This is a genomic window from Paenibacillus amylolyticus, assembly GCF_047302515.1.
In the GTDB taxonomy this organism is placed as follows: Bacteria; Bacillota; Bacilli; order Paenibacillales; family Paenibacillaceae; genus Paenibacillus; species Paenibacillus amylolyticus_G.
In genome coordinates this window covers 2,600,288-2,624,015 of the sequence record NZ_CP168019.1, presented here as the reverse complement: position 1 = coordinate 2,624,015, position 23,728 = coordinate 2,600,288, and the positions used below count along the sequence as shown (strand labels likewise).

General features: G+C 47.6%; 16 protein-coding genes. 14 read left to right on the top strand and 2 right to left on the bottom strand.

Annotated elements, in window-relative coordinates:
• Positions 1 to 66: 66 nt before the first annotated feature.
• Entirely contained in the window at positions 67 to 834 is a 768-nt protein-coding gene (locus ACDJ59_RS11165) for a helix-turn-helix domain-containing protein (RefSeq protein WP_047842955.1), read from the bottom strand.
• Positions 835 to 1,108: 274 nt separating this feature from the next.
• On the opposite strand from ACDJ59_RS11165, the gene ACDJ59_RS11160 reads away from it, so the two are divergent.
• The 14 genes from ACDJ59_RS11160 to ACDJ59_RS11095 all read left to right on the top strand — a co-directional run bounded on the left by ACDJ59_RS11160 (position 1,109) and on the right by ACDJ59_RS11095 (position 22,269).
• Positions 1,109 to 2,464 carry an extracellular solute-binding protein gene (locus ACDJ59_RS11160; RefSeq protein WP_340020376.1) on the top strand — a complete coding sequence of 452 codons (1,356 nt, stop codon included), beginning with the start codon at positions 1,109 to 1,111 and terminating at the stop codon, positions 2,462 to 2,464.
• A 105-nt stretch (positions 2,465 to 2,569) separates the two neighbouring features.
• On the top strand, positions 2,570 to 5,467 hold the full coding sequence (locus tag ACDJ59_RS11155; protein ID WP_413408907.1) for an extracellular solute-binding protein: 2,898 nt from the start codon (positions 2,570 to 2,572) through the stop codon (positions 5,465 to 5,467).
• A gap of 19 nt (positions 5,468 to 5,486) precedes the next feature.
• Positions 5,487 to 6,443 (top strand): carbohydrate ABC transporter permease, encoded by a 957-nt coding sequence (locus ACDJ59_RS11150; RefSeq protein WP_076317896.1) that lies wholly within the window; start codon positions 5,487 to 5,489, stop codon positions 6,441 to 6,443.
• A 2-nt stretch (positions 6,444 to 6,445) separates the two neighbouring features.
• Positions 6,446 to 7,321 (top strand): carbohydrate ABC transporter permease, encoded by an 876-nt coding sequence (locus tag ACDJ59_RS11145; protein WP_026081082.1) that lies wholly within the window; start codon positions 6,446 to 6,448, stop codon positions 7,319 to 7,321.
• A gap of 15 nt (positions 7,322 to 7,336) precedes the next feature.
• The gene (locus tag ACDJ59_RS11140; RefSeq protein WP_413408906.1) at positions 7,337 to 8,800 is read left to right on the top strand and encodes a hypothetical protein; all 1,464 of its coding nucleotides are present in this window, start codon (positions 7,337 to 7,339) and stop codon (positions 8,798 to 8,800) included.
• Positions 8,784 to 9,419, top strand: coding sequence for a YIP1 family protein (locus tag ACDJ59_RS11135; RefSeq protein WP_413408904.1), 636 nt, complete (start codon positions 8,784 to 8,786; stop codon positions 9,417 to 9,419). Before ACDJ59_RS11140 ends, ACDJ59_RS11135 begins: the two co-directional genes overlap by 17 nt.
• A gap of 17 nt (positions 9,420 to 9,436) precedes the next feature.
• Positions 9,437 to 12,013 carry a DUF5696 domain-containing protein gene (locus ACDJ59_RS11130; protein WP_413408903.1) on the top strand — a complete coding sequence of 859 codons (2,577 nt, stop codon included), beginning with the start codon at positions 9,437 to 9,439 and terminating at the stop codon, positions 12,011 to 12,013.
• Between the two features lie 53 nt (positions 12,014 to 12,066).
• Entirely contained in the window at positions 12,067 to 12,912 is an 846-nt protein-coding gene (locus tag ACDJ59_RS11125) for a carbohydrate ABC transporter permease (RefSeq protein ID WP_082219083.1), read from the top strand.
• 17 nt (positions 12,913 to 12,929) lie between these two features.
• Positions 12,930 to 13,877: a carbohydrate ABC transporter permease gene (locus ACDJ59_RS11120; RefSeq protein WP_413408901.1), complete on the top strand. Its 948-nt coding sequence runs from the start codon at positions 12,930 to 12,932 to the stop codon at positions 13,875 to 13,877.
• A 275-nt stretch (positions 13,878 to 14,152) separates the two neighbouring features.
• The gene (locus ACDJ59_RS11115; RefSeq protein WP_413408899.1) at positions 14,153 to 15,859 is read left to right on the top strand and encodes an RICIN domain-containing protein; all 1,707 of its coding nucleotides are present in this window, start codon (positions 14,153 to 14,155) and stop codon (positions 15,857 to 15,859) included.
• A gap of 293 nt (positions 15,860 to 16,152) precedes the next feature.
• Positions 16,153 to 18,504, top strand: a complete 2,352-nt coding sequence (locus ACDJ59_RS11110; RefSeq protein WP_413408898.1) for a helix-turn-helix domain-containing protein — start codon at positions 16,153 to 16,155, stop codon at positions 18,502 to 18,504.
• Positions 18,505 to 18,779: 275 nt separating this feature from the next.
• Positions 18,780 to 19,634, top strand: a complete 855-nt coding sequence (locus ACDJ59_RS11105; RefSeq protein WP_036671100.1) for an ABC transporter permease — start codon at positions 18,780 to 18,782, stop codon at positions 19,632 to 19,634.
• A gap of 27 nt (positions 19,635 to 19,661) precedes the next feature.
• On the top strand, positions 19,662 to 20,591 hold the full coding sequence (locus tag ACDJ59_RS11100; protein ID WP_036615892.1) for a carbohydrate ABC transporter permease: 930 nt from the start codon (positions 19,662 to 19,664) through the stop codon (positions 20,589 to 20,591).
• A 19-nt stretch (positions 20,592 to 20,610) separates the two neighbouring features.
• Positions 20,611 to 22,269 (top strand): ABC transporter substrate-binding protein, encoded by a 1,659-nt coding sequence (locus ACDJ59_RS11095; RefSeq protein ID WP_413408897.1) that lies wholly within the window; start codon positions 20,611 to 20,613, stop codon positions 22,267 to 22,269.
• A 222-nt stretch (positions 22,270 to 22,491) separates the two neighbouring features.
• On the opposite strand, the gene ACDJ59_RS11090 is transcribed toward ACDJ59_RS11095, so the two are convergent.
• Positions 22,492 to 23,634 (bottom strand): glycosyl hydrolase family 8, encoded by a 1,143-nt coding sequence (locus tag ACDJ59_RS11090; protein WP_413408895.1) that lies wholly within the window; start codon positions 23,632 to 23,634, stop codon positions 22,492 to 22,494.
• Positions 23,635 to 23,728 lie beyond the last annotated feature (94 nt).

Here is a 23,728-nt window from a genome sequence, read left to right as displayed (position 1 = left end):
AATACATCCTGCGTTTTTTTGTGGTTAATATCTAATTGATAAACAAACCGATTCGGCAATCCACCTTTAGGCCGTGTGGATTTTTTGTCTTCTATAAGCATTGGGACTCGATCCGGCATACGCTTTGAACTTTTTATAGAACCAATCAATATCCTTATAGCCTACCTCAATAGCAATCTCATATATTCGCAAATTCGTGGAAGACAACAACTGCTGTGCCTTTTCCATACGTTGCTGGAGCATATAATCGTTGAAAGACATCTTCTCTTCCAGCTTGAACTTCTGTCCAAGGTACGCACAGTTAAAGTGAAGCATGTCAGAGATCTTCTTCAGCGTGATTTCATCACTCAGATGATCCCGTACATAGGCCTTAACGATACGAATAACATGACTGGAGTGCATGGGCTTACCATTCATTTGAACGGGTGTTTTGAAGAACGACGACGTTTTGTGTGCCGGGTCGGTTTCAAGGTGGGATCTAAGTCCATGCAGACTGTTAAGTAAAGAAGAGGGACTAACAGGATACGGGAGATAATCATTTACCTGATACGTCAGGGCTTTGCGTACGAACCTGAAGTGATCTCTTCCACCCATCAGGAGGATCGGTATCTGACTTTTTTTTCGAATGTCATTGCATAACCAGAGCCCCGCGGTATCAAACCTCTCTGTATGTACCATAACAAGGGAAAAGTCTCGTTCTGACAATGCGGTCAAAGCCTCGGCCGATGAGAACACACAATTTGCGATAGTATATTGAGCTTTGCTCCGTAGCAACATCTGTTGCAACTCTCCGCACAAACGACGGCTGAAATCCACAAGTAAAATATCATACATGAAGCAATACCTCACCTTCTGCTGAATTGTAATGCGCTAGATTAACTGAAATTTGACTTAATTTCATTATGGTAATAAAAGAAAGCGCATACAATGTGCATATTTTTGTAGACAGTGCATTTCTTTACCAATTAAAACCTATAATGCACTTTGCTCGTGCAAAATTACGAAAATCTATATTCAGCCCGGGTAAACATCTGTATTTCGGCAGGTTGTTTGCGCTTTCATTTGAACGATACACTGTGATAGCAAACGACAATCAGGGGGGAAGACGATGAGAAAAAACAAGTTCATGCTACTGAGCCTGGTATTTGCGGTCTTGTTGGTAATTGCTGCATGCAGTTCTGCACCTACCGCTCAACCCGAGCCGGAAAAGACAACACCACAGGAGGAACAAAAACCCGCGGAAACCGAGCCAAAGAATGAAAACTCCACGCCAGAAATGGACTTTGACATGGGCGGCAGAACCATCAAGGTTGTTGCTTGGTGGGACATGGAAATACAGGGGAACAACCCGGACAACATTCAACGCCTTGAGAACCTCGAAGCGCTGAAGAAAAAACACAACTTTAATATTGAATACGTTTCCATCGATTTTGGTGAATATCAGGAAAAAGTAGTTGCTTCCCTAATGGCCGGTGAACCGCTTGGCGATCTGGTGAGACTGGGCAAAAACTATGCCATTCCGGCATTGACCAAACAGGATCTGTTATGGCCGGTGGATGATTATATTAAAAACGACAAGGTATTCAACCAGAAAACAACCAAGGAATACATGCAGTATGAAGGCAAAGGTTACGGCTTTACCGAGGACCAGTCCTCGTTTATCAACGGAATTTTCTATAATCGCACACTCATGCAAGAGCTCGGCTTGAAGCCACTCCAGGAGTATGTGGATGCCGATGAATGGAACTGGGATACGTTCATCAGTGTTGCCAAGCAAGCGAACAAGGATCGAAACAATGATGGCAAGTTAGACACTTGGGGACTCGCTCAAACGGGCTTGCTGGAACCGATTCTGTATTCCAACGAGGCTTCTCTGACCAAAGAGGATAAGCAGAACCTGGAAGATCCAAAAACAAAAGAAGCGTTGAACTTCCTGTCCAAACTGGCTACCGAGAAGGTCGGCAGAGCTTCTGAGGGCGGCGATTGGACAGAGCCATCCACGTTCTTCCGTCAAGGCAACACCTTGATGTATTCAGGTGCCATGTACGAAGTCGAAGGTATTATGACGGATATGCAGGACTACGATATTGGTTTTGTACCGTTTCCAAAAGGTCCAAGTGCAACAGCATATCACTCCGGTGAGTCACGTTACCAAGCTATAACAATTCCTAAAGCGGTAGAGAATCCGGAACAACTGATGTACATCTGGGAGAAAATTAATGAGATCGAATCGATCTATGAGTATCCAGGACAATCCACATTGGAGACACATCTGACCGATGAAGCAGATATCAACAACGCCAGAGAGGTTGCGGAAGGTATGTTGGTTCTCGACCATAACACATTCCCGTCCTTGCCGTTCTGGGATTTTGATGGGGAACTCAAAGAAGGGGTATCCGTATCTACGCTGATCGAGAAATACAAGGCTCCTTTCCAGGCTGCGATTGATGAGGTTTACAAATAAGTATCACGTTACACGGGCAGAACGCACCAGTGAAGGTGCGGTCTGTCCGGGTTAGTCAATCGTTCAGTTCTCTCAACGCTTACAGGAAAGGGGATACATTCAAACATGCGGTCACGTAAGAAAAAGGGACTAATCCTGGTGCTTGTCCTGGCCTTGGTGCTCTCCATATGGACACTATATCCATCGCGGGATCGTAATCCGGGAACGGTACATGCGCTTGAGGACTTTGAGGCGGTATCGGGAACCGAGGATTCATTCAGTTATGAGCATTATCTGACTGCTCATGACAATACGGCCAAACCGGATGAAATTGTACGCATCGAAGGCGAATCTTATGTTCAGGCAGAGGATGGGGAATTTGAGGTTGTGCAAGGGTACGCCGGATTAGACGGAAATGCCGTAATTACGCCGGAAACTGGAACCATTCGCTGGGATGTTCCCGTTCAAGTGAGCGGTTTGTACAACATTCGCATTCACTATTATCCCGTAGAAGGCAAAAGCTCCGGGATCGAACGCAGGCTTGAGCTTAATGGTAAGGTCCCGTTCAGAGGGGCCGATATTCTTCTGTTTGACAGGGTATGGGGGAATCGCGAGGATAACGTCCGGCAGGACGATCGTGGCAACGAGCTCAGACCCAGACAAGTGGAGCAGCCCGAATGGCAACTGACTTCCTTCAAGGACAGCGCAGGGTACTTCGAGGAACCGTTTCAGTTTTATTTTGAAAAAGGCAGTCAGAAGTTATCGCTCACTTCATTAAGAGAAAGCATGGCGATCGATTATATCGAGCTGTATCAAGAAAGCGAAGTTCCTTCCTATGCAGAGCTTGAGCAGACCTATGCCTCACTCGGCTTGAAACAATCGGCTCCTGTCATGTTGAAAGTACAGGGGGAGGAAGCTGTCAGCAAATCATCCCCTACACTGGCACCAATCTCGGACCGATCAAGCCCTTCACTCGAGCCTTATAATGTATCGAAAATTCGGATGAACGCCATCGGGGGCATTAACTGGAAACTGCCGGGCGAATGGATTGAATGGGAAATTGACGTGCCTGAAGACGGACTGTATCAACTGGCGCTTAAGGTAAAGCAGGATCAATTGCGTGGCATCTATGCCACCCGCAGTCTGACGATTAACGGCGAAGTTCCGTTTAAGGAAATGAAACGCATTCGATTTAACTACAGCCCGGCCTGGCAAACTCAGGTGTTGGGTTCGGGAGAGGATCAGCCATATCAGTTTCATCTTGAAAAAGGGAAACACCGAATCCGAATGACGGTTACACTTGGCGACATCGCTCCGTTGCTGCGGACCGTGGAATCCAGCGTGCTGGAACTGAATGAGATGTATCGCAAAATATTAATGATTACCTCCAACAGTCCAGACCCACTGCGGGATTACCAGCTGGAACGGCGTATTCCGGAGATGACGGAGGTGTTTGAACGACAAGCTGACACCTTGCGCTCTGTTGCAGATTACCTGGAAAAGGCCACGGGTGAGCAAAGTGACAAAGTGGCCGTACTTCACGCCATGGTATTGCAGCTTGAAGATATGGCGGCCAGACCAGAGACGGTTCCCAAACGGCTGGATACGTTCAAAATTAACGTAGGTGGTCTCGGCACATGGATTCTATCGGTACGTGAACAGCCGATTACGTTGGATTACCTTGTTGTATCTCCGCCGGGTGAATCGTTGCCCAAAGCGGAAGCGAGCACCGTCCAGCAGGTGAAGCACGAACTGGGCGCATATGTTGCCTCGTATACCGAAGATTACGACAGCATTGGTAACGTGGAACAAAAGAAGGATGCCATCACCGTATGGATCACAACCGGACGAGATCAGGCCCAAGTACTGAAAGGCATGATCGACGATTCGTTTACCCCGGATACGGATGTGTCCGTGCAGTTACGTCTCGTTCCGCCGAATATTTTGCTGCCCGCAACAATCTCGGGAGAAGGACCGGATGTTGCCATGCAGATGGGCGAAGACATTCCGGTGAACTATGCGATGAGGAATGCAACAGCGGATCTGAGCCAGTTCCCCGATTTCGAGGAAATTTCGGGCAGGTTCCGTGAAAGCGGATTGACGCCTTACCGCTACAACGACGGGGTATATGCCCTTCCGGAGCAGCAGCATTTTCCAATGCTCTTTTACCGCAAAGATATTCTGAATGAACTGGGCCTCGAACCGCCGAAAACGTGGCAAGACGTATATAACGCCATCGCCGTGCTGCAGAAGCATAACATGGAGTTTTATCTGCCGATAGAGGATACGCTGAACAATGCCAACCTGGTTCCGAATTCAACCTTTGCCATGTTGTTATATCAGAATGACGGAACGTTCTACACCGAAGACCAGAAGAAAAGTGCACTGGATTCGGAGATTTCAATGGACGCGTTCAAACGCTGGACGCAATTTTATACCAATTACAAGTTTCCGCTCAAAGCCGATTTTCCGAACCGATTCCGTACCGGGGAGATGCCGATCGGAATTGCTGATTACACCACGTATAACATGCTGACAGTTATGGCTCCGGAAATCCGCAATCTCTGGGACTTTACGATTGTTCCGGGTACACAGCTTCCGGATGGATCCATACGGCATGAAGTGGCCAGCGCTACGAGTGCGGTGATGATGCTCGAAAATGCCGACAACAAGGAAGCGGCGTGGAAGTTCATGAAGTGGTGGACTGCTGAGCAGACCCAGATTGAATACGGGAGAGAAATGGAAGGTCTTATGGGAGCGGCTGCCCGTTACCCGACGGCCAATATCGAAGCCTTGAAGCAATTGCCTTGGCCTGTGAAGGATTATCAAAATCTCGAGAAACAATGGGAATGGGTACAGGGAATCCCGCAGCTTCCTGGAGGTTATTTCACGGGACGACATCTGGACAACGCCTTCCGCAAGGTGGTCAATGCTAATGAAAATCCGCGTGAAGCCTTATCGGACTATGTGTTGTACATTGATGATGAAATTGAGTTGAAACGCAAGGAATTTAATCTGAAATAGAGGAAAGGGAGGGTAACGGTTGCAAGCTAAAACTACCAAGACAGCCGCCGCTCCTGCCGTCCATACCCGCCAGGTCGGCTGGTGGTCCCTATTGAAGCGGGATCTGTATCTCAGCAGGCATTATTATGTATTGATGGCACCGTTTATGCTGATTTTTTTCATGTTTACTGTCATTCCGGTCGGCATTTCACTCGGGCTCAGCTTTTTTCACTTCAATATGCTGGAGCTGCCGCGATTTGTCGGCTGGCAGAACTATTCCCGGCTTTTCCTGAACGATGACGTATTTCTGATCGCGCTCAAAAACACGCTGCTTTTTGCCGTAATTACAGGCCCTCTCAGTTATGTAGCCTGCTTTTTGTTTGCGTGGATCATCAATGAGCTGTCTCCTAAAATTCGAGCGGTCATGACGCTGGTTTTCTATGCCCCATCCATATCGGGCAACGTCTTTTTCATCTGGCTGATCATCTTCTCGGGTGACAGCTACGGGTATATGAACGGCTTCCTGATGCGCCTTGGCGTTGTACTGGAACCGATCCAATGGCTCGCAGACGAGAAGTATGTACTGGCAATCGTCATTATTGTACAGCTGTGGCTGAGCCTGGGAACCAGCTTCCTGGCCTTTATTGCAGGACTGCAAACCATTGATCGCTCTCTGGTTGAAGCAGGAACCGTAGACGGGATCAAAAACCGCTGGCAGGAGCTCTGGTACATCACCTTGCCTTCAATGAGACCGCAGCTGATGTTTGGTGCGGTAATGCAGATTACCGCTTCCTTCGCCGTAGCTGAGATTTCCATCGCACTGGCAGGTTTCCCGAGCGTAAACTATGCGGCACACACAGTTGTCACACATCTGATGGACTTCGGAACCATTCGTTTTGAGATGGGATATGCCTCGGCCATCGCTACGGTCCTGTTTGCCCTGATGCTGGGTACAAACGTTTTCACGCAAAAAATGCTTAGAAAGATAGGTGAATGACGATGACCAGCAAAGTACGTGCCGTGTTTGGCATGCCAAAAAGGCTTAATCGGTCATTTACCGTCAGCCTGATGTTATTTGCATTGCTGGGCGTGTTCGGCTCCTTTATGGTGCTTCCGCTCATCTATGCTGTCAACAATGCATTCAAGCCGCTGGATGAGCTGTTTATTTTCCCGCCGCGCTTCTGGGTGAACAATCCGACAACGGAGAATTTTGCCGATCTGATCAATCTCATGGGCAATTCGTGGGTGCCGTTATCCCGCTATATTGCCAACACATTGCTCATTACGATACTTGGCACAGCGGGGCATATCCTGCTTGCATCTGCAGCAGCTTATCCGCTGGCGAAATATCGTTTTCCGGGTTCCAAAGTGTTGTTCACCATTGTCATTCTGTCCCTGATGTTCTCGCCGCATGTTACGGCGATTCCGAACTACATGGTCATGTCCTGGCTTGGCTGGATTAACACTCATGCGTCCATTATTGTGCCATCACTTGCGTTCTCGCTGGGACTTTTCCTGATGAAACAGTTCATGGAGCAGATTCCCGATGCTTTGCTGGAGGCAGCCAAAATCGACGGAGCCAATGAATACCGGATATTCTGGAGCATCGTGATGCCCAATGTGAAGCCGGCATGGCTTACGCTCATGATCCTGCAGTTTCCAGCGTTATGGGGAACGGATGGCGGGAGCTTCATTTACAGTGAAAATCTCAAAACGCTGCATTATGCGCTCAGTCAGATTGTGCAGGGAGGGATTGCAAGAGCCGGTGTAGGTGCGGCTGTTGCCTTGCTGCTGATGATCGTACCGATCACTCTGTTTATCATCTCTCAGAGCAGTGTTATGCAGACGATGGCCACTTCGGGCATGAAAGAGTAGAAAGGAGGCAGCGAGGTGCGGAGAAGCACATGGAAAAAACGTAAATCGATCATCATGGGCATGATCTGCCTCCTGTTGTTCGTTCAAGAGGCGCCCTACGTGAATGCAGACGGTAAAACGGATGCGTATCATTATTCCTTCTGGGGTGACGCAGTTCCTTCACCGGCGGCATATGAGGCAACAACCATTATCACCGGCAAGAAGTTGAACACAACTCCTATGAAAGAGCCAAGCGACATGCATGTTACCGCCAATCAGCACGTCTTTGTGCTCGATTCGGGCAATGGCCGCATCATTGAGATGGATCGCAACTTCAAGCTGGTACGGACGATTGATTCATTCAAGCAGGAAGGCAAGGAAGATCATTTTAAAAATCCACAGGGATTGTACGTCACGGAAAAAGGCCATCTGCTGGTCGCTGATTCGGATAATCACCGGGTGGTGCATCTGGATGAACAGGGGAAGCTGGTCAAGATCGTGTCTGAACCAAAATCGGATCTGTTAAAAGCAGACTTCCAGTTTAAACCGATGCGGATTGTTATGGACAAAGGGGAGCGTATTTACGTCATGGCCGAAGGCGTATTTGATGGATTCATGGAGTTCAGCGCCGACGGTACGTTCTCTTCCTTCATTGGAGCGAACAGAGTTCAGGTGGACCCGGTGGAATATCTTTGGAAACGGTTTGCAACACGGGAGCAGCGGAGCCAGATGGTGATGTTCACTCCAACGGAATTTACCAATCTGGATATGGATGAAGAGGGCTTCATCTACGCCACTAGCGGGGATCGCGGCAAAGATCCGGTCAAGAAGCTGAATGCCCAGGGTACAGACATTTTGCGCAGAGAAGGCTATCAGACTCCGCAGGGTGATTTGCTGTATACCCAAGAAGCAGGGCCATCCCGCCTGATTGATGTGGATGTGGGTGACAGTGACATGTATTCCGTACTGGATTCCAGCAAGGGCCGAATCTTCACCTACAATGGAGACGGATACCTGCTCCATATTTATGGTGGCATCGGGAACCGGCTGGGCCAATTTAATACACCTGTTGCCCTGGAACGTGCGGGAGACCGGATGTTAGTTCTGGATAAAGCGCTGGGTGAAATCACCGTCTTTCAAACAACTGAATACGGACGTACACTCCACGAAGCGGTGCGCAGCTACTATAACGGTGATGAAGATCAATCTTCGGTGCTGTTTGCCCAAGCTGCCGAGATGAACGCTAACTTGGAATATGCGTATGCGGGAATTGGCAAAGCATTGCTTCGTCAGAAGGAATACGCCGAGTCTGCGAAATATTTCAAGCGCAGCATGGAACCCAAAGGGTATTCCAAAGCTTTTCTTTTGTACCGCAAAGAGCTGATGCGTGAGCATTTTTCATGGATGATGTCCGGTATATTCCTGGCTGTCGCTGCGATTGTCACCGTCATCATCGTTCGCAGGCAGAAAAGGAGGACTACGAATGCAGGCATCAAGTAAGCAACTATACCAGTACCCGCTGCATCTGATTTTTCATCCGTTTGACGGATACTGGGAATTGAAATATGAACGGAACCAGAGAAACTCACTGCTGATTGCTTTCATGATCCTGGTTCTTCTGGTCATCACCAAAATTTTGCATGCCCAGTACAGCGGTTTTCTCATTAACCTCAGTAATCCAAAGTACCTGAACAGTCTGCTCGAAATGTTATATGTCATTATACCGGTACTGTTTTGGTGTGTGGCTAACTGGTCGTTAACCACATTGATGGACGGGGAAGGCAAGTTCTCCGAGATTTTCATGTCAACGTGCTTTGCACTGGTACCGTTGTTACTCATTCATTTTCCATGGATCTGGCTGAGTCTTGTGATCTCTGCGCAGGAAACTGCCTTTTATTATTTCTCCAATGCACTCGCCGTTGCATGGACGGTATATCTGTTATTTGTGGGGAATATGACGGTTCATCAGTACACATCAGCCAAAACGGTGCTCACGATGCTGCTGACACTTGTAGCGATGGCGTTTATGGCATTTCTGTGCCTGTTATTCTTCAGTCTTGTACAGCAGATTGTATCGTTTGTCGTAACCATCTATCAGGAATTAGTGCTTCGGGGCTAAGGGAGGAGGAAATTGTTATGAATTATACCGTAGCCAAAAAAATAACAGGAATGCTGCTCGCGGGCAGTCTGCTACTTGGCGGTTGTCAATTCTCGCCAACACCGCTCGCTCACGAGACAGTGACTGCCGCTGATTCGACGGACTTTCCCTCCCTGCCTCCCGGAGAGAAACTGAAATCATCGTTCAGCGATGTCCGCCTTCCCGGCATGGTAGGCATTGCGCAGAATGCTGCGCTGCAATTGTTCATTAACGAAGAGACTGCCGAGATTGCAGTGATTCACACGCAGAGCGGCCAGATCTGGCGCAGCAATCCTGCAGATCGTGAGCAGGATGGGGTTGCAGCCGGGATAAACAAAGACCTTTTGTCATCACAGACGAAGCTCAGCTTTTTCAACAGCCTCGGACAGAGCAGCACCGTGAATTCCTTCACGGATAGTGTTGCACACAAGCAGATAAGCTACGAGGTGCTACCAAGCGGCGTGCGGGTCCACTACCAGTTTGGAAGCACTGAGCGATCCATAGAAGACTTGCCGATGAAGATCAGCAAGGAGCGATTCGAACAAAGGCTGCTTGCACAGCTAGACAAGGCCGGTCAACGGGCCTTGAAGGTCGGCTATGCGGAAGACAAGGATGAAGGCGCTTACGTCCGTATTGATAAGGCGATGCAAGGATTGCAATTGTCCCGGGCCTTGAAGGCTTTTGACACAGCCGGTTACACATCGGAGGATTTGGCTCAGGATCATGCCGAGTTTGGCATTGAAGAGGAACGAAGTGGACCACGGCTGTTTATGCTTACGATGGAATATGAGCTGGATGGAGAGGATCTGCTCGTGCGTGTTCCGTCCTCAGGTATTCATTTTCCGGAGGAATATCCGATCAACAGCATATCTGTAATGGATTATTTCGGGGCCGGGGGTTCAGAAGAAGAGGGCTCCATACTGGTGCCAGACGGTTCGGGAGCACTGATCCATTTTAACAATGGCAAGCTGCAGTATCCTGCCTATCAACAAGATATATACGGACCGGATATGACCATGAAACTTCGGGAAGCAAGTTCGAATGAAGCCAGAGCCAGGTTGCCCGTATTTGGACTGATTCGGAAAGAGGGAGCTTTCCTGGGCATTATTGAAGAAGGGGATGCCGTTGCAGTTGTGAATGCCGATATCAGCGGCAAACTGAACAGTTACAACAACGTATATCCAAGCTTCTATGTAGTGAACAAGAGCGATGTGACGCTTCAGGCAAGTGATATGGTTCGTACACTTCCGAAATTCCAGAAGAACCCGACTGTGTCCGACTTCGTCGTTCGATATGCTTTTGTGGGGGCGGATAAAGCCTCGTACTCAGGGCTTGCATCTCTCTATCGGGATTATCTGATGCAAAACGGTGGACTTCCCGAGTTAAACGCCAGCAAAGAGCAGAGTAACGTTCCCTTTTATCTGCAACTGTTCGGCGGCATGACAACAAGGCAGCATATGCTGGGCATACCGTATGATTCAACGGAGGCTTTGACCACGTTTGATGAAGCCAAAAACATTCTCTCCGCCTTGACGGAGAAGAAGGTATCCAATATTCAGGTGCGCTATGCGGGATGGCTTAACGGCGGACTTCATCATCGACTGCCGGATTCCATCCAAGTAGATGGCGCGGTAGGCGGGAAAAAGGGATTGCGGGATTTCAGCACATACACACAAGAAGCGGGCATCGGCTTCTATCCCGATATCGCTCTGCTGAATGTGCAATCCAAAAAAGGGTTTAAACCGTCCAAAGAAGCTTCACGCACATTAACTCAGGAACCGGCGGTCTTGTATCCGATGAACCAGGCCATCCAGCGGCGGGACCGGGATCGTTCACCATCCTATGTGCTTTCGCCCAACATGCTGGAGGACGTGACGGCAGACATGTTAGATGAGCTGAGGTCCCTTCAAAAGGATGGACTGTCACTAAGCCTGAATGATCTGGCAGCTCAGTTAAACAGCGATATGAATCCGAAAAAGCTGGTGGACCGAACACAAGCGCTTGGCTCCGTAAAGAAGGCACTTGAACAGATCGGGCAGCAGGCTGGCTCGCTTGTTGCTGAAGGCGGGAACGCTTATGCCCTGCCGTATGTAACTGGTCTGACAGATGCGCCGATGACCAGCAGTCGTTTCAAGCTGGAGGATGAAGAGATTCCGTTCTATCAGCTCGTTGTACACGGCAGCATCGGTTATACGGGGACGCCATACAATCTCTCCACATATACCAATGCAAGGCAATATGTGCTGAAGCTGATTGAATATGGAGCCAGTCCTTACTTTGCATGGTTCAATGCGCCAAACCATGTTGTGAAAGAAACGGATTATGATGATCTCTACGCGGCGAATTATGAACAATGGATCGATCTGGCTGCCGAGATCTACAACGAGGTGAACCAGGTGAACCAACCGTTTGCCGGACGTTCCATGATGTCACATGAATCCCTGGAGGAGGGCGTCTTCCGGACAACATATGAAGGTGGCGGGTTCGTAATTGTCAATTATAACGACTTCCCTGTAGAAGTTGACAACGATACAGTGGAAGCCCAAAGCTATGTGACTGGTGGTGAGCAGCTCTGAAGACGCTCCTGAAATGGAAATGGGGAAGTCGTACGTATGCTCAGCAGAAAGCCATGTGGGGCGTAATCTACGTGCTTCCCTGGCTCATTGGTTTTGTGTTGTTTTTCTTCATTCCGCTGTTAGCCTCTCTGCGATACAGCATGAGTACAATTCAGGCTAACGCGGAAGGCATAGCAATTCAGTTCAACGGTGTTGCCAATTATATTCAGGCGCTGACCGTCAATACAAGCTTTAACCGTGCGTTAATTGAGGCGATCACAGACGTGCTCATCAACGTACCGCTTATCGTTATATTCAGTCTGTTCCTTGCCGTCATCCTGAATCAGAAGTTCAGGGGCCGGGCTGTAGCGCGGTCGATCTTTTTCCTGCCCGTTATTCTGGCATCGGGAGTGATTATGACACTGGAGAGCACCAGCCTGATTGAAGCGGTTAATCAGAGCAGCACAGGTGGAAGCTCACTCGGGACATTTGAACTCGAAAATCTGATGGTTAACGCCGGAGTGAGCGATTGGATCGTTACGTATCTGAGCAGCGCCGTAGATCGGATCTATCAGATCGTCAGTCAATCCGGTGTACAGATTTTGATCTTTTTGGCAGGGATCCAGACGATTTCCCCTCAACTGTATGAGGCTTCGAAGATGGAAGGTGCAACGGGTTATGAAGCCTTTTGGAAAATTACGTTCCCAATGGTCAGCCCGCTTATTTTTGTCAATGCGATCTATACAATCATTGATTCGTTTGCCAATAACGCCATGACGGAACTGATCCGGGATACCGGCTTCGTCAAATTTGACTTTGGATTAAGTTCTGCCATGGCATGGGTCTACTTTCTGGCCATTGCCATCATTCTGGTTATCGTAAACATCATTTTCTCGAAGCGAGTCTTCTATCAAGATTAGAAAGGAGGGTGTCCCACGTGACAACATCACGATTATTATCGCTGGAGCATTGGAAAGGCTGGCTGTGGGCCATGATCCGATTCGTTCTGATTACCGGGCTTTCCTTCGTTATCCTGTTTCCCATATTTCAGAAGGTTTCCACATCCATCAAAGCTAAAGGTGATCTGTATTCGGCAGTGGTGGTGTGGATTCCACAGAACTTCTCCATCGACAATTTCAAAGAGGCGATACGCGTAATGGATTACTGGGCAACGCTGTTTAATACGTTTGCCCTGTCTGCAACGACTACACTGCTGACTACAGCATCCTGTGCACTTGCAGGATACGGATTCGCCAGACTGAAATTCAGGGGAAGCAACTGGCTGTTTGCTGGTGTAATTCTGACGATTCTTGTACCGCCAACGACCATTCTCATTCCGGTATACCTGAATCTGAAAAGCTTTGATCTCATGGGGCTTATGACGCTTATAGTCGGCAAACCTGTTAATTTGCTTAATACCTATTGGCCGTTTATTCTGACGGCGATTACGGCCAATTCACTTAAGGCCGGTTTGTACATCTTTATCTTCCGGCAATTCTTCAGAGGTATTCCGAAGGAAGTGGAGGAGGCGGCCTATGTGGACGGCGCGGGGATCGGACGAACATTTTCAAGAATCATGCTGCCCAATGCCATTCCGTCCATGGTAACAGTCATGCTGTTTTCCTTCGTATGGCAGTGGAACGACAGCTTCTATACGACGACTTATCTGACTTCAAGTAAAGTCATGTCGACCCAGTTATCGTCCCTTCCGTATAATCTGGCCCAGCAGGTTACCGACGGTGCAGCTTCCCAGGCCGATCCGTTCTATCTGAGCATGATCCAGGATACAGGAATTCTTCTTGCCATTCTGCCTTTGATCATCATCTATTTGTTTGTGCAACGATATTTCGTAGAGAGTGTAGAGCGTACGGGAATCGTCGGTTAAGTTAAGTTCTTCTGTACGTTTGGAGTGGGATCAGACTGGAAGAGGGAGGATGAACTTCATGCAACATTCCATCTGTGAAAAGGGGGCATGTAACGATCTCATGAACGTCTGCTCACAGCAGAACCGCGATCCTTCCCTGCGCAGGATCCCCCTACTGGTGTGGAACGGGCTGCGGGAGCGGGCGCCGACCTGAGCGATCTATTTGATCAGAGATACTCTTACGGAGCTTACCTCGCATTATTGCAAGGCAATATATCAGATCAGGAGGAATTAAAGTGAAGAAGTTCATGACATCTTGTAAACTTGTACTCATTCTGGCTTTATTGATCACAATTGCTCCATGGGGAGGCAGCCGTGCCGAAGCATGGGTGGGCATGCCGATGGGCAAGCTGCACGTAAACGGCAAAAACCTGGTGAACAGCAACAACCAGCCTGTGCTACTGAACGGTTGGCATCAACCCTCAGGTGCCTACTGGACATATCAGGACAGCAATTATTATCTCAATCTGCACGGCAATAACCGTCATGCAGCTACACTGGCTTATCTGAAAGACATTACCGATACTTTTGCTGACACCAGCGCGAAGTACGGAAGCAATCATGGCTGGAATATGAATCAGGTGCGTCTGTTCATCGATCGTCAGGACATGGGAGATGTGGCTGCTGGTACATATAACTTTGCCGGTGTGCAGACCGTTACGCAAAATGTAATTATTCCGTACATTCAATATGCCAAAACAAAAGGTGTCTATGTTGTCCTGGGACTGGACTTCACACTGAAGGATGATCAGGCAACAACACCTGCCAACCTGCAAAAATTCAACGAAATCTGGGGTTATCTCGCTTCACGCCCGGAGATCAAAAGTGCAGACAACGTTCACTTTGAACTGATCAACGAACCGGTGAAATCCTATGCCAATGGACATTGGGGTGGATACAACGGGGAAAATGACTTTGTGGATCACTGGAATGACTTGCGTAATTTCCAAAATTCCATGATTTCAACAATTCGTAGCAAAGGTGCGGACAACGTCATCTGGGCGGCAGGTCTGGGATACAACCAATTTTACAGCTTGACGGCAAGCCATCCATTGACTGATCCGCTCAATAACTATGGATATGCGGTTCACTGGTACCCTGGTTATGGCGCATATGACAACTTCTCTATCCTGCAAGACCAGTGGAATACCAACGTGAAGGCAGCTGCTGACAAATATCCGATTAATATTACCGAGGTAACCTGGTTCAAAAACAAACCTGGCGATTCGGCCTATTGGAACTTGTTTAATGGTAGCAATGAAGGTTTTGGCACCAATACCAAAACGATTTTCAACGCATCAGGTAATGTCAGCATTGCAGCTCATATGAACGGATTCATTCTAAGTGAAGGACCACGAAGCTCCTTTGCCGACCCAACGGCTGGACTGAAATGGGATGGAGATGCTTCACGGAGTGCCATGGGACGATTCCTGTTCAACTGGTACCATGAACGTGCTCAGACTTACCCGGGCAGTGGACAAGGCGGCGGACCGACAACGGGTCTTGTATCCGGTGCAACTTATAAAATCGTAGCCCGGCATTCCAACAAAGTTGTTGATGTTCCTGGTGGTCAAAATGAAAATAATCTTCAGCTCCAGCAGTGGAGTGATCTGGGCGGTAACCCTCAGAAGTGGGTTCTGACTTCGATCGGTAACGGCAACTATACACTGACAAGTGTGAACTCGCCGGACAAAGTCATCGACATTCGCAACGGTACCCTCACCAATGGGGAAGCGGTTCAACTCATGAGCAATCTGAACACAACCGCTCAGCATTTTAAGGTCAACGATCTTGGTAACGGGTACTGGAGTATCGTCAACGTGAACAGCAATAAAGCGATTGAAGTGGCAAACGCTTCCACTTCGGATGGAGCCTTGCTGCAGCAGAACACCTACACAGGTGCTACAAACCAACAATGGAAATTTGTTGCCGTTAGCAATTAATAAGCACAACGTTAAACAAAAACCTTCCCAAGTCATTCCATGACTGGGGAGGTTTTTTGCGTTTATTTTTGATACTTTGGGATGGATGTCATGCGAAGGTAAAATACAACTATATTTGTGCGCTAACCCGCAGACCAACAATTATTTTCATGCAAGCATTGTACGCTACAGTATGTAAATGTACCATAAGGAAGAAGTTGTACCTTCACCAGGAAGAAATGCCCGGTGTATCATTGAACAGCTACCTTAACACAGAGAAATGTAAGCGCTCGATAAAAAAAGGGAGGGTACATATGCAGCTCCTATGGTCCAAATTTTCACCCGTGTTCCGCCGATTCCTCATTTCGTATCTTGTCATTCTGATGATTCCTCAAATTGCGGGATATGCCTCTTACCGAGCTTCCATTGAAGCGGCTCGTTCCAGCTCCATTGAGAACAGTTTGAAGTCGCTGAGTCTTGGCAAAGAGATCATTGAGCGAAATCTACTTCAAGTCGAAGCTTTTACCAGACAGCTTGCCGTCAATCCCGATTTGCAAAATTTAATTGCTGGGCCAAAGCCGCATGATCTCTACAATGTCTATGGTATGAACCGTATGCAGCGGAGCCTCTCCATGTACAGCAGTACCAATGATTACTTGTCCCATTTCTTCATTCACATTCCGAACTACAATGCCATCATCACACCAAGAACTGTGTATTATCGTCCAGAGCATTATTATGCTGCCAATCAGCTGGACGGTATGTCGTTTGAACAATGGCATGACCAAATTCTCAAACAACCACACTTTAATGAAATCATACCGCTTCGAAACTATAAACGTGAAATACTCGGCACTGTGCTAGCAGACGTTCCCGCCATTACGTTTCTGCAATCTCTGCCTTTGAACAGCTTCAACAAACCGCAAGCAACGATTGGTGTCATGATTGATCAGGATCAGATGGCCAGCCTTACTCAAAATATTGTGGATCAATATGGCGGCTGGACTCTCGTCACTGATGCGGAAGGACAGATCATTTTCTCCCATGGCATTGAACAAGCCGAAGCCGAGCAAATGGCACAGAGTCGCCAGAGAGAAGGTAATGATGCGAAAACGGAGCTGAACGTGCAGAATGTACAGCCTGGAAGTGATGGTCGGCTGCTGATATCGATGCAGTCCAGTCAAAATGGATGGAATTACATGGCAGGGATTCCGGAGAAAGCACTCATGACAAAAGCGGACCAAATCAAACAAGTCACGCTGGTCTTTACTTTGGCAACCATTGCCTTGGGACTGTTATTCGGGCTGGTTCTGGCCTATCGGAATAGTGCACCCGTATACAGATTGTTGGCCTCTTTTCGGGAACAAATCACCGATTCCCCAGGCAGACGGGGCAATGAATATGATTTTTTGGCAAGCCATATTAACAATCTCATTGCTAATAATGACTCACTTAAAAACGCCATGAATGAGCAGATTCCGTTATTGAGAGACGGTTTTATCAAACGTTTGTTAACCGGAGAAGTCTATACCTCACTTGAGTTGGAGGTTATCTCATCCCAGGCGCACATTTCTCTTCATAGCAGCAAGGGCTTGGCAGGCTTAGTGAAGGTAAACGGATATGCCAATCCGGACAGTGAAGAAACTATCCATGAACTGGGTGTTGCAAGGCTGCTCATCAAACAAGTACTTACAGAATGGAATGCGCAGCTGCTGATCACGGATTGGGGAACAGACCAGATCGCTTTTGCCTGTCCATTGGATGAGAACTCACTGAATGAAGCTATAGGGAGATGTGAAAAAGAGCTGAACACCTTGATGGAAGTGATCTACCGGGAGCATCGGATATCTACAACAATTGGCACAGGTGCAGCTTACGAGGTTTGGAATGATGCAGGACGTTCCTTTGACGAAGCCAAACAAGCTCTGGATTATGCCATTCATATGGGAACAGATCATCTGGTGAGATTTGAAGATACGATGAAGGAAAATGAAATGTTTTATTATCCGATTGAGTCTGAACAGCGCCTGCTGAACACAATCAAAGTCGGGGAGCCTGAAGAGGCGGTACGTATTCTGGAGCAATTGTTTCTTCGTAATTTAGAGGAGCGGGAACTGTCCTACGAGATGACACAGCAGTTCATCATGGAGCTGAAGGGGACTTTTCTGAAGCTGGACGAACCAAAATTCAAGTTGGATGCCTCCCTGCTGGAGGAATATAAAACTCGGGTGACATCCATTCAGATGACAGAAACGATTACTTCGCTGCGTGCAAAATTCAAACGGTTAACAGAAGACATCTGCGGTGATTTCCAGAGAAGAAGAGCAGGAGCACATGCGGATACTGTAAGCGAAATGATTTGTTTTATCCAACAACATTATGGGGATGCAAACTTGACGATCTATCGGATTGCCGAGCACATGAGCAAGTCCGAGAAGTTTATATCCCAACTGTTCAAAGAACACACGGGAGAGAATCTTTCCGATTATGTAGAACGGGTACGCATTGATGCTGCCTCGAACTTGTTGCACTCCACTGGTCAGACCATTGACGAGATAGCGGAGGCCACCGGGTATAACAGTGCACATTCATTCCGTCGAGCTTTCAAGCGGGTACGCGGCATTTCTCCGAGTGTATTTCGGAAAATGGACGTTCATAGCGGTTAATGTAGGCTGTTTCTCGGGAACTATATTCGCTTTTTGTACTTTCTCAGCGTAAGTGTACCTTTACGCATCCCCAGCGCAATCTTATGATTACTCAAAAAGTAAGCGCTACCAAGTCGAGTTGCAGTTCAGCACGATTGGGAGCCAAGAATGGGGGGATGATTCTGAGAACCACAATGACCAGTGAATCAAAGTCCGTGGAGAAACCAAGTAAAGCGTTTGCCTTGAAGCAAGCATTATCCAGAAGCTGGAGGCGACATTGGCAGCTGTATCTGCTGATCCTGCCACCGATTGCTTACTTTATTATTTTCAAGTATGTACCCATGGTGAATGCGGTCCTGGCATTTAAAGATTACAACGTCATCAAGGGGATCTGGGGCAGTCCGTGGGCCGGAACCAAGTATTTCGAATTACTTTTTAAAAATCCTGCGTTTGTTATGCTGATCAAGAACACGCTCTACATTTCGTTTTACAGCCTGATCGTTGGTTTCCCGATTCCTATATTACTGGCGCTCGCGCTGAACGAAATCAAAAACATACGATTCAAAAAAACAGTACAAATGGTGACCTATGCTCCATATTTCATCTCTACCGTTGTTATGGTCTCCATCATTATGCTCTTTCTGTCTCCTAGGCTGGGTATTGTCAACACGATTGCAGGTGCCCTTGGTTTCGAAGCGGTGAATTTTCTCGGTGAGCCTGGACTGTTTCGATCCATCTACGTATTCTCCGATGTGTGGCAGGGAATGGGGTACTCCGCTGTGATATATCTGGCTGCTCTGGCAGGTGTTGATCCATCCCTGTATGAAGCCGCCAAAGTGGACGGAGCCAACCGAATACAGAAAATCATCAATGTTGATCTGCCTGGACTACTTCCGGCAGCCGTCATCATTCTGATCCTGAGTGTAGGGAATATCATGGCTGTTGGGTTCGAAAAAATATATTTGCTGCAAAATCCGCTCAACCTGTCTGCTTCGGAGATTATCTCCACATATGTCTATAAAATAGGATTGCTGAATGCCAATTATAGCTTCGCTACTGCGGTTGGCCTGTTCAACTCGGTGATTAACCTGATTCTGCTATTAATTGTAAACGCGGTTGCCAAGCGACTGTCCAATACAAGCTTATGGTAACGGGAGCGAAAGGAGGAGAACCAACCCATGCCTAACACACAGACAAATGCAGGTCGTTCGCGGATCAAGAGCAGCAGTACGATTCGTGAATCCTGGGGAGACCGCGTATTTATAACGGTTGTTTACTTCATGTTGACAGTGGTGCTGATTGCCGTGCTGTATCCCTTGATATATATTGTGAGTTCTTCGCTCAGCAGCCCAGCTGCCGTCTCCTCGGGAAAAGTCTGGTTGTGGCCCATTGACCTGACGTTTGACGGTTACAAGTCTGTATTGCGGAATGATCAAGTCCTTACCGGTTATGCCAATTCCCTTTTCTATACAGCCTGCGGCACCTTCATCAGCGTGGCACTGACCATTATGATTGCTTATCCATTATCCAAAAAAACGTTTGTTGGTCGCAGCTCGTTAATGATGTTTATTACCTTCACCATGTTGTTCTCAGGCGGTTTGATCCCTACCTATCTGGTGGTCAAAACCATGGGACTGATTGATACGCGCTGGGCGTTGCTGATTCCCAATGCCGTCTGGGTATGGCAAGTCATCATTGCCCGCACCTTTTTTCAGAATTCGATACCGGAAGAATTGTCCGAAGCAGCAGACATCGATGGCTGCAGTGACATCCGGTTTATCTTCAGTATTATCCTGCCACTCGCCAAACCGATTATCGCCGTGTTGTCACTTATGTACGCTGTCGGTCAGTGGAATGCATACTTTGACGCCCTCATCTATCTGAAATCACAGTCGCTCTATCCGCTACAGCTGATATTACGCAGCATTCTTATTCTGAACAGCAGTACGGGGAGCATGGATGCATCGGAAATGATCAAACAGCAGCAGATGGCTGAACTCATGAAGTACTCGTTAATTGTAATGGCCAGCTTGCCGGTGCTAATCATCTATCCTTTTGTTCAACGGTATTTCGTGCAAGGTATGTTGATTGGCTCAGTCAAAGGATAAGTCATTTTTTCTATCATTCATGAAGGAGAGGATTATATTGAAAAAAGCGGGATTCATCATTCTTGCCTGTATGCTGTTTACCTCGTTGGTACTTGCCGGATGTTCAAGCTCTGATAAGGGGAAGGGGGAAGGCAGCGATCCATCAGGCAAGACGGCCATTAATGTGTTTGCTCACCAGGGTTCGGATACCAACCTGTCCACTAATAAATTCACGAAGAAAATGGAAGAGAAGTTTGATATTAAGTTCAACTGGACTACGGTTCCATTCGACGGTGCAGCGGAGAAAAGACAGATTTCACTGGCTTCCGGTGATTATCCGGACTTGTATCTGCTCATCCCTTGGGTAGATCGTTTCTCCCAGACAGACTTGTTGAAGTTTGGTCAGCAGGGGGTTATTTTGCCGCTGAATGATCTGATTGAGCAGCATGCTCCCAATATTAAAAAAGTGCTTGAAAGCAATGACTATTATCGGGCGATGAACACTGCTCCTGACGGAAATATCTACGGCCTGACGGGTCTGAATGAATGTTTTCACTGTTCCTACCCGAACAAGATGTGGGTCAACACCAAATGGATGGAACAACTAGGCCTGACCGAACCCGCGACGACAGAAGAATTTAAGGAAATGCTTCGGGCATTTAAAACGAAAGACCCGAACGGTAACGGTAAAGCCGACGAAGTACCGCTAAGCGGTTCGACTGAAAATTTCGGTGTGCACATTATTCCGTACTTGATGAACGGTTTTATCTATGACGACGATCGGAATTATCTCATTGTCAATCAGGGGAAAGTGGAGACCGTAGTGAACAAACCGGAGTGGAAAGAAGGGCTTGCCTATATTAAATCACTGTACGATGAAGGGTTGATTGATCCAGGGGCATTTACCCAAAACGTCGGGGCCTTCAAAAAAATTGGCGATAACGCTGATGCACAGCTTCTCGGTGCGGGAGCAGCGATGCATCCATCATTATTCGTAACTACTGCCGAAGGTTCTCCTTACGGGAATGATTACAATCCCATCCCTCCATTGAAGGGACCCCATGCTGCTTATGCTACGTACAACTATCCGATTGATCCCGGAGCGTCCTTTGTACTGACAAACAAAGCCAGTGAGGAAACGCAGATCGCGGCCATAAAGCTGCTGGATTATCTCTATACCCAGGAAGGAACCATGGCATCATATCTGGGAGAAGAGGGCGTAAGCTGGCGCAAACCACAAGAAGGAGAAGTGGCGCTCAATGATCAGATTGAGCCGTTATATAAAGCCATTCCGCTTCCTTCTGGAGAAGAACCTCGTAATGACAGTTGGGCTGCATTGAGTCAGTACAATCATTATCAGGCATATCGGGACTCCGAAGTACAGGGGACAGACATCTATGCCAATGATGGTGGTGAGCGACGTCTCTATGAGGCGACATTGTTAATGGAGGGCAAGGAACCGAAAGAGATTTTCCCTCATTGGGCATTGTGGGTAGATCCGTCCCAAGCTGATGAAGCCAGCATGATGCAGACCAATCTCAAGGATTACATCGATCAGAACGCCCTGCAATTTATTACTGGCGCCAAAAGTCTGGATAAGGATTGGGATGAATATGTGAAAGGCCTGGAGGGATTGAACATTAATCGATATCTGGAGATTATGCAGTCTTCCTATGATACTTCTTCTGTTTCCAAATAATTAAAGTATCTGAATCATACAGAGCGGGAAAAGTTACTGCCTGTATTTGTACAACCAAACGTTCCCGGTTCGCAGTCAACATATGCGAGCCGGGAACGTTTTTTATTGATATAGATTAAATCGTAATATCATTGCATCCTTCTTAAAGTTCTGTGATTGAACCTGTCCTGCAAGCCAAACGTTCACAGGGCAGGTTCAACGGCTCGTGCACATTCCCTTAGTTTAGTACATGCGATATCTTCCGCTTAGAGCGAGCATGCTGAAAAAATACAGGCAATTGTCGTAATAACGTCGCTCTCCCTGACGCAGAGGTGTGTTCCAGAACTTGTGAACGAATGTGTCAGCATGTGGACCGTCCGCAGCCAGTGAAGCCATGGCGTTGGTAGCCAGCAAACCTACAGGATGCAGTGAAGGTTCGTCGAAAGGTTCACCTTCTATTGTATAGCGACGATAATCGGACATTTCAATATCACTGAAGAAGGATTGAATCCGATTGGATTGTTCGATCTGCCAGTGATCCTTGCGGAACCATTCCCAGTCCAGCGCTATATTTGCAGCAACACGGTAGGCATCACTGTAAAAATGTCTGAAATCACCATGCGGCTGTATTGGAGCCGGAGAGCCGTCATAGTTCGCATATTCAGGTGATAGTCCGGTTACGGGATGGCAGGCTGTATGAAGGTAAGCCCGACTAGCGGCCGCAGCTTCTTTCCAGAAGCTCTGATCTTCTTCATCCGCATATTTCGCGAATAGTTCATAAAAATGAGGCAGATGGTAGGATGGGTCGCTAAACGGTGTTTCTGGTATGAATTTGATCAGTTTTGTTTCCGGGTCCCACATGGGATCGCCTTCGCCGTCTTCGCCTTGATGTATACATGCATGAAGGATCTTGCGGGCTTGTGCCTTATAATCATAAGGTTCAGCGCCATCGCCCCAGCGGTTAGAGGCAAAAAAAAGCGCCATGGCAAAAAACTCCTCACCATCAGGAGCAGGACCTTGCGAGAGTCGGGTTCCGTCAGGCTTGCAATGCCAGGCAAAATAATCTTTATAACGTCCCGCTTTATGTTGCATAAACGTGTGTGAGAAATTCCAGAGTCGATCAAATTCTTCCTTTTTGTCCATCTGAACAGCCATCATCATGCCATAGGACATGCCCTCGGAGCGAACATCGAGATTACCAGTGTCCAGCAAATAACCCTTGTCCTCACCCATGGGGTAATATATTCGAGTATTGTCATCGCCATAAAACAGCTCGTTCCATGTTTCTTCCAATCTGTTCGTGATCTCATTCTCATCGTAGCCTAGCTTCAAGAACAGATTTGTATATGTACCCGTATCCCACGCGCCTTGACCCGTGATATTCATGAGTATCCTCCTTCATCAATGCGGTTTTTCAAAATTATATCATGGAAATAGTATACAAATTAAAGCGTTTACATGAAAAATTATAGGTGTTCTG

What these genes read in the sequence shown, in the direction of transcription:
- ACDJ59_RS11165 (WP_047842955.1), bottom strand. Translation starts at nt 834, where the DNA reads ATGTATGATATTTTACTTGTGGATTTCAGCCGTCGTTTGTGCGGAGAG.
- ACDJ59_RS11125 (WP_082219083.1), top strand. Translation starts at nt 12,067, where the DNA reads ATGTGGGGCGTAATCTACGTGCTTCCCTGGCTCATTGGTTTTGTGTTG.
- ACDJ59_RS11155 (WP_413408907.1), top strand. Translation starts at nt 2,570, where the DNA reads ATGCGGTCACGTAAGAAAAAGGGACTAATCCTGGTGCTTGTCCTGGCC.
- ACDJ59_RS11145 (WP_026081082.1), top strand. Translation starts at nt 6,446, where the DNA reads ATGACCAGCAAAGTACGTGCCGTGTTTGGCATGCCAAAAAGGCTTAAT.
- ACDJ59_RS11100 (WP_036615892.1), top strand. Translation starts at nt 19,662, where the DNA reads ATGCCTAACACACAGACAAATGCAGGTCGTTCGCGGATCAAGAGCAGC.
- ACDJ59_RS11110 (WP_413408898.1), top strand. Translation starts at nt 16,153, where the DNA reads ATGCAGCTCCTATGGTCCAAATTTTCACCCGTGTTCCGCCGATTCCTC.
- ACDJ59_RS11090 (WP_413408895.1), bottom strand. Translation starts at nt 23,634, where the DNA reads ATGAATATCACGGGTCAAGGCGCGTGGGATACGGGTACATATACAAAT.
- ACDJ59_RS11130 (WP_413408903.1), top strand. Translation starts at nt 9,437, where the DNA reads ATGAATTATACCGTAGCCAAAAAAATAACAGGAATGCTGCTCGCGGGC.
- ACDJ59_RS11160 (WP_340020376.1), top strand. Translation starts at nt 1,109, where the DNA reads ATGAGAAAAAACAAGTTCATGCTACTGAGCCTGGTATTTGCGGTCTTG.
- ACDJ59_RS11135 (WP_413408904.1), top strand. Translation starts at nt 8,784, where the DNA reads ATGCAGGCATCAAGTAAGCAACTATACCAGTACCCGCTGCATCTGATT.
- ACDJ59_RS11095 (WP_413408897.1), top strand. Translation starts at nt 20,611, where the DNA reads ATGAAGGAGAGGATTATATTGAAAAAAGCGGGATTCATCATTCTTGCC.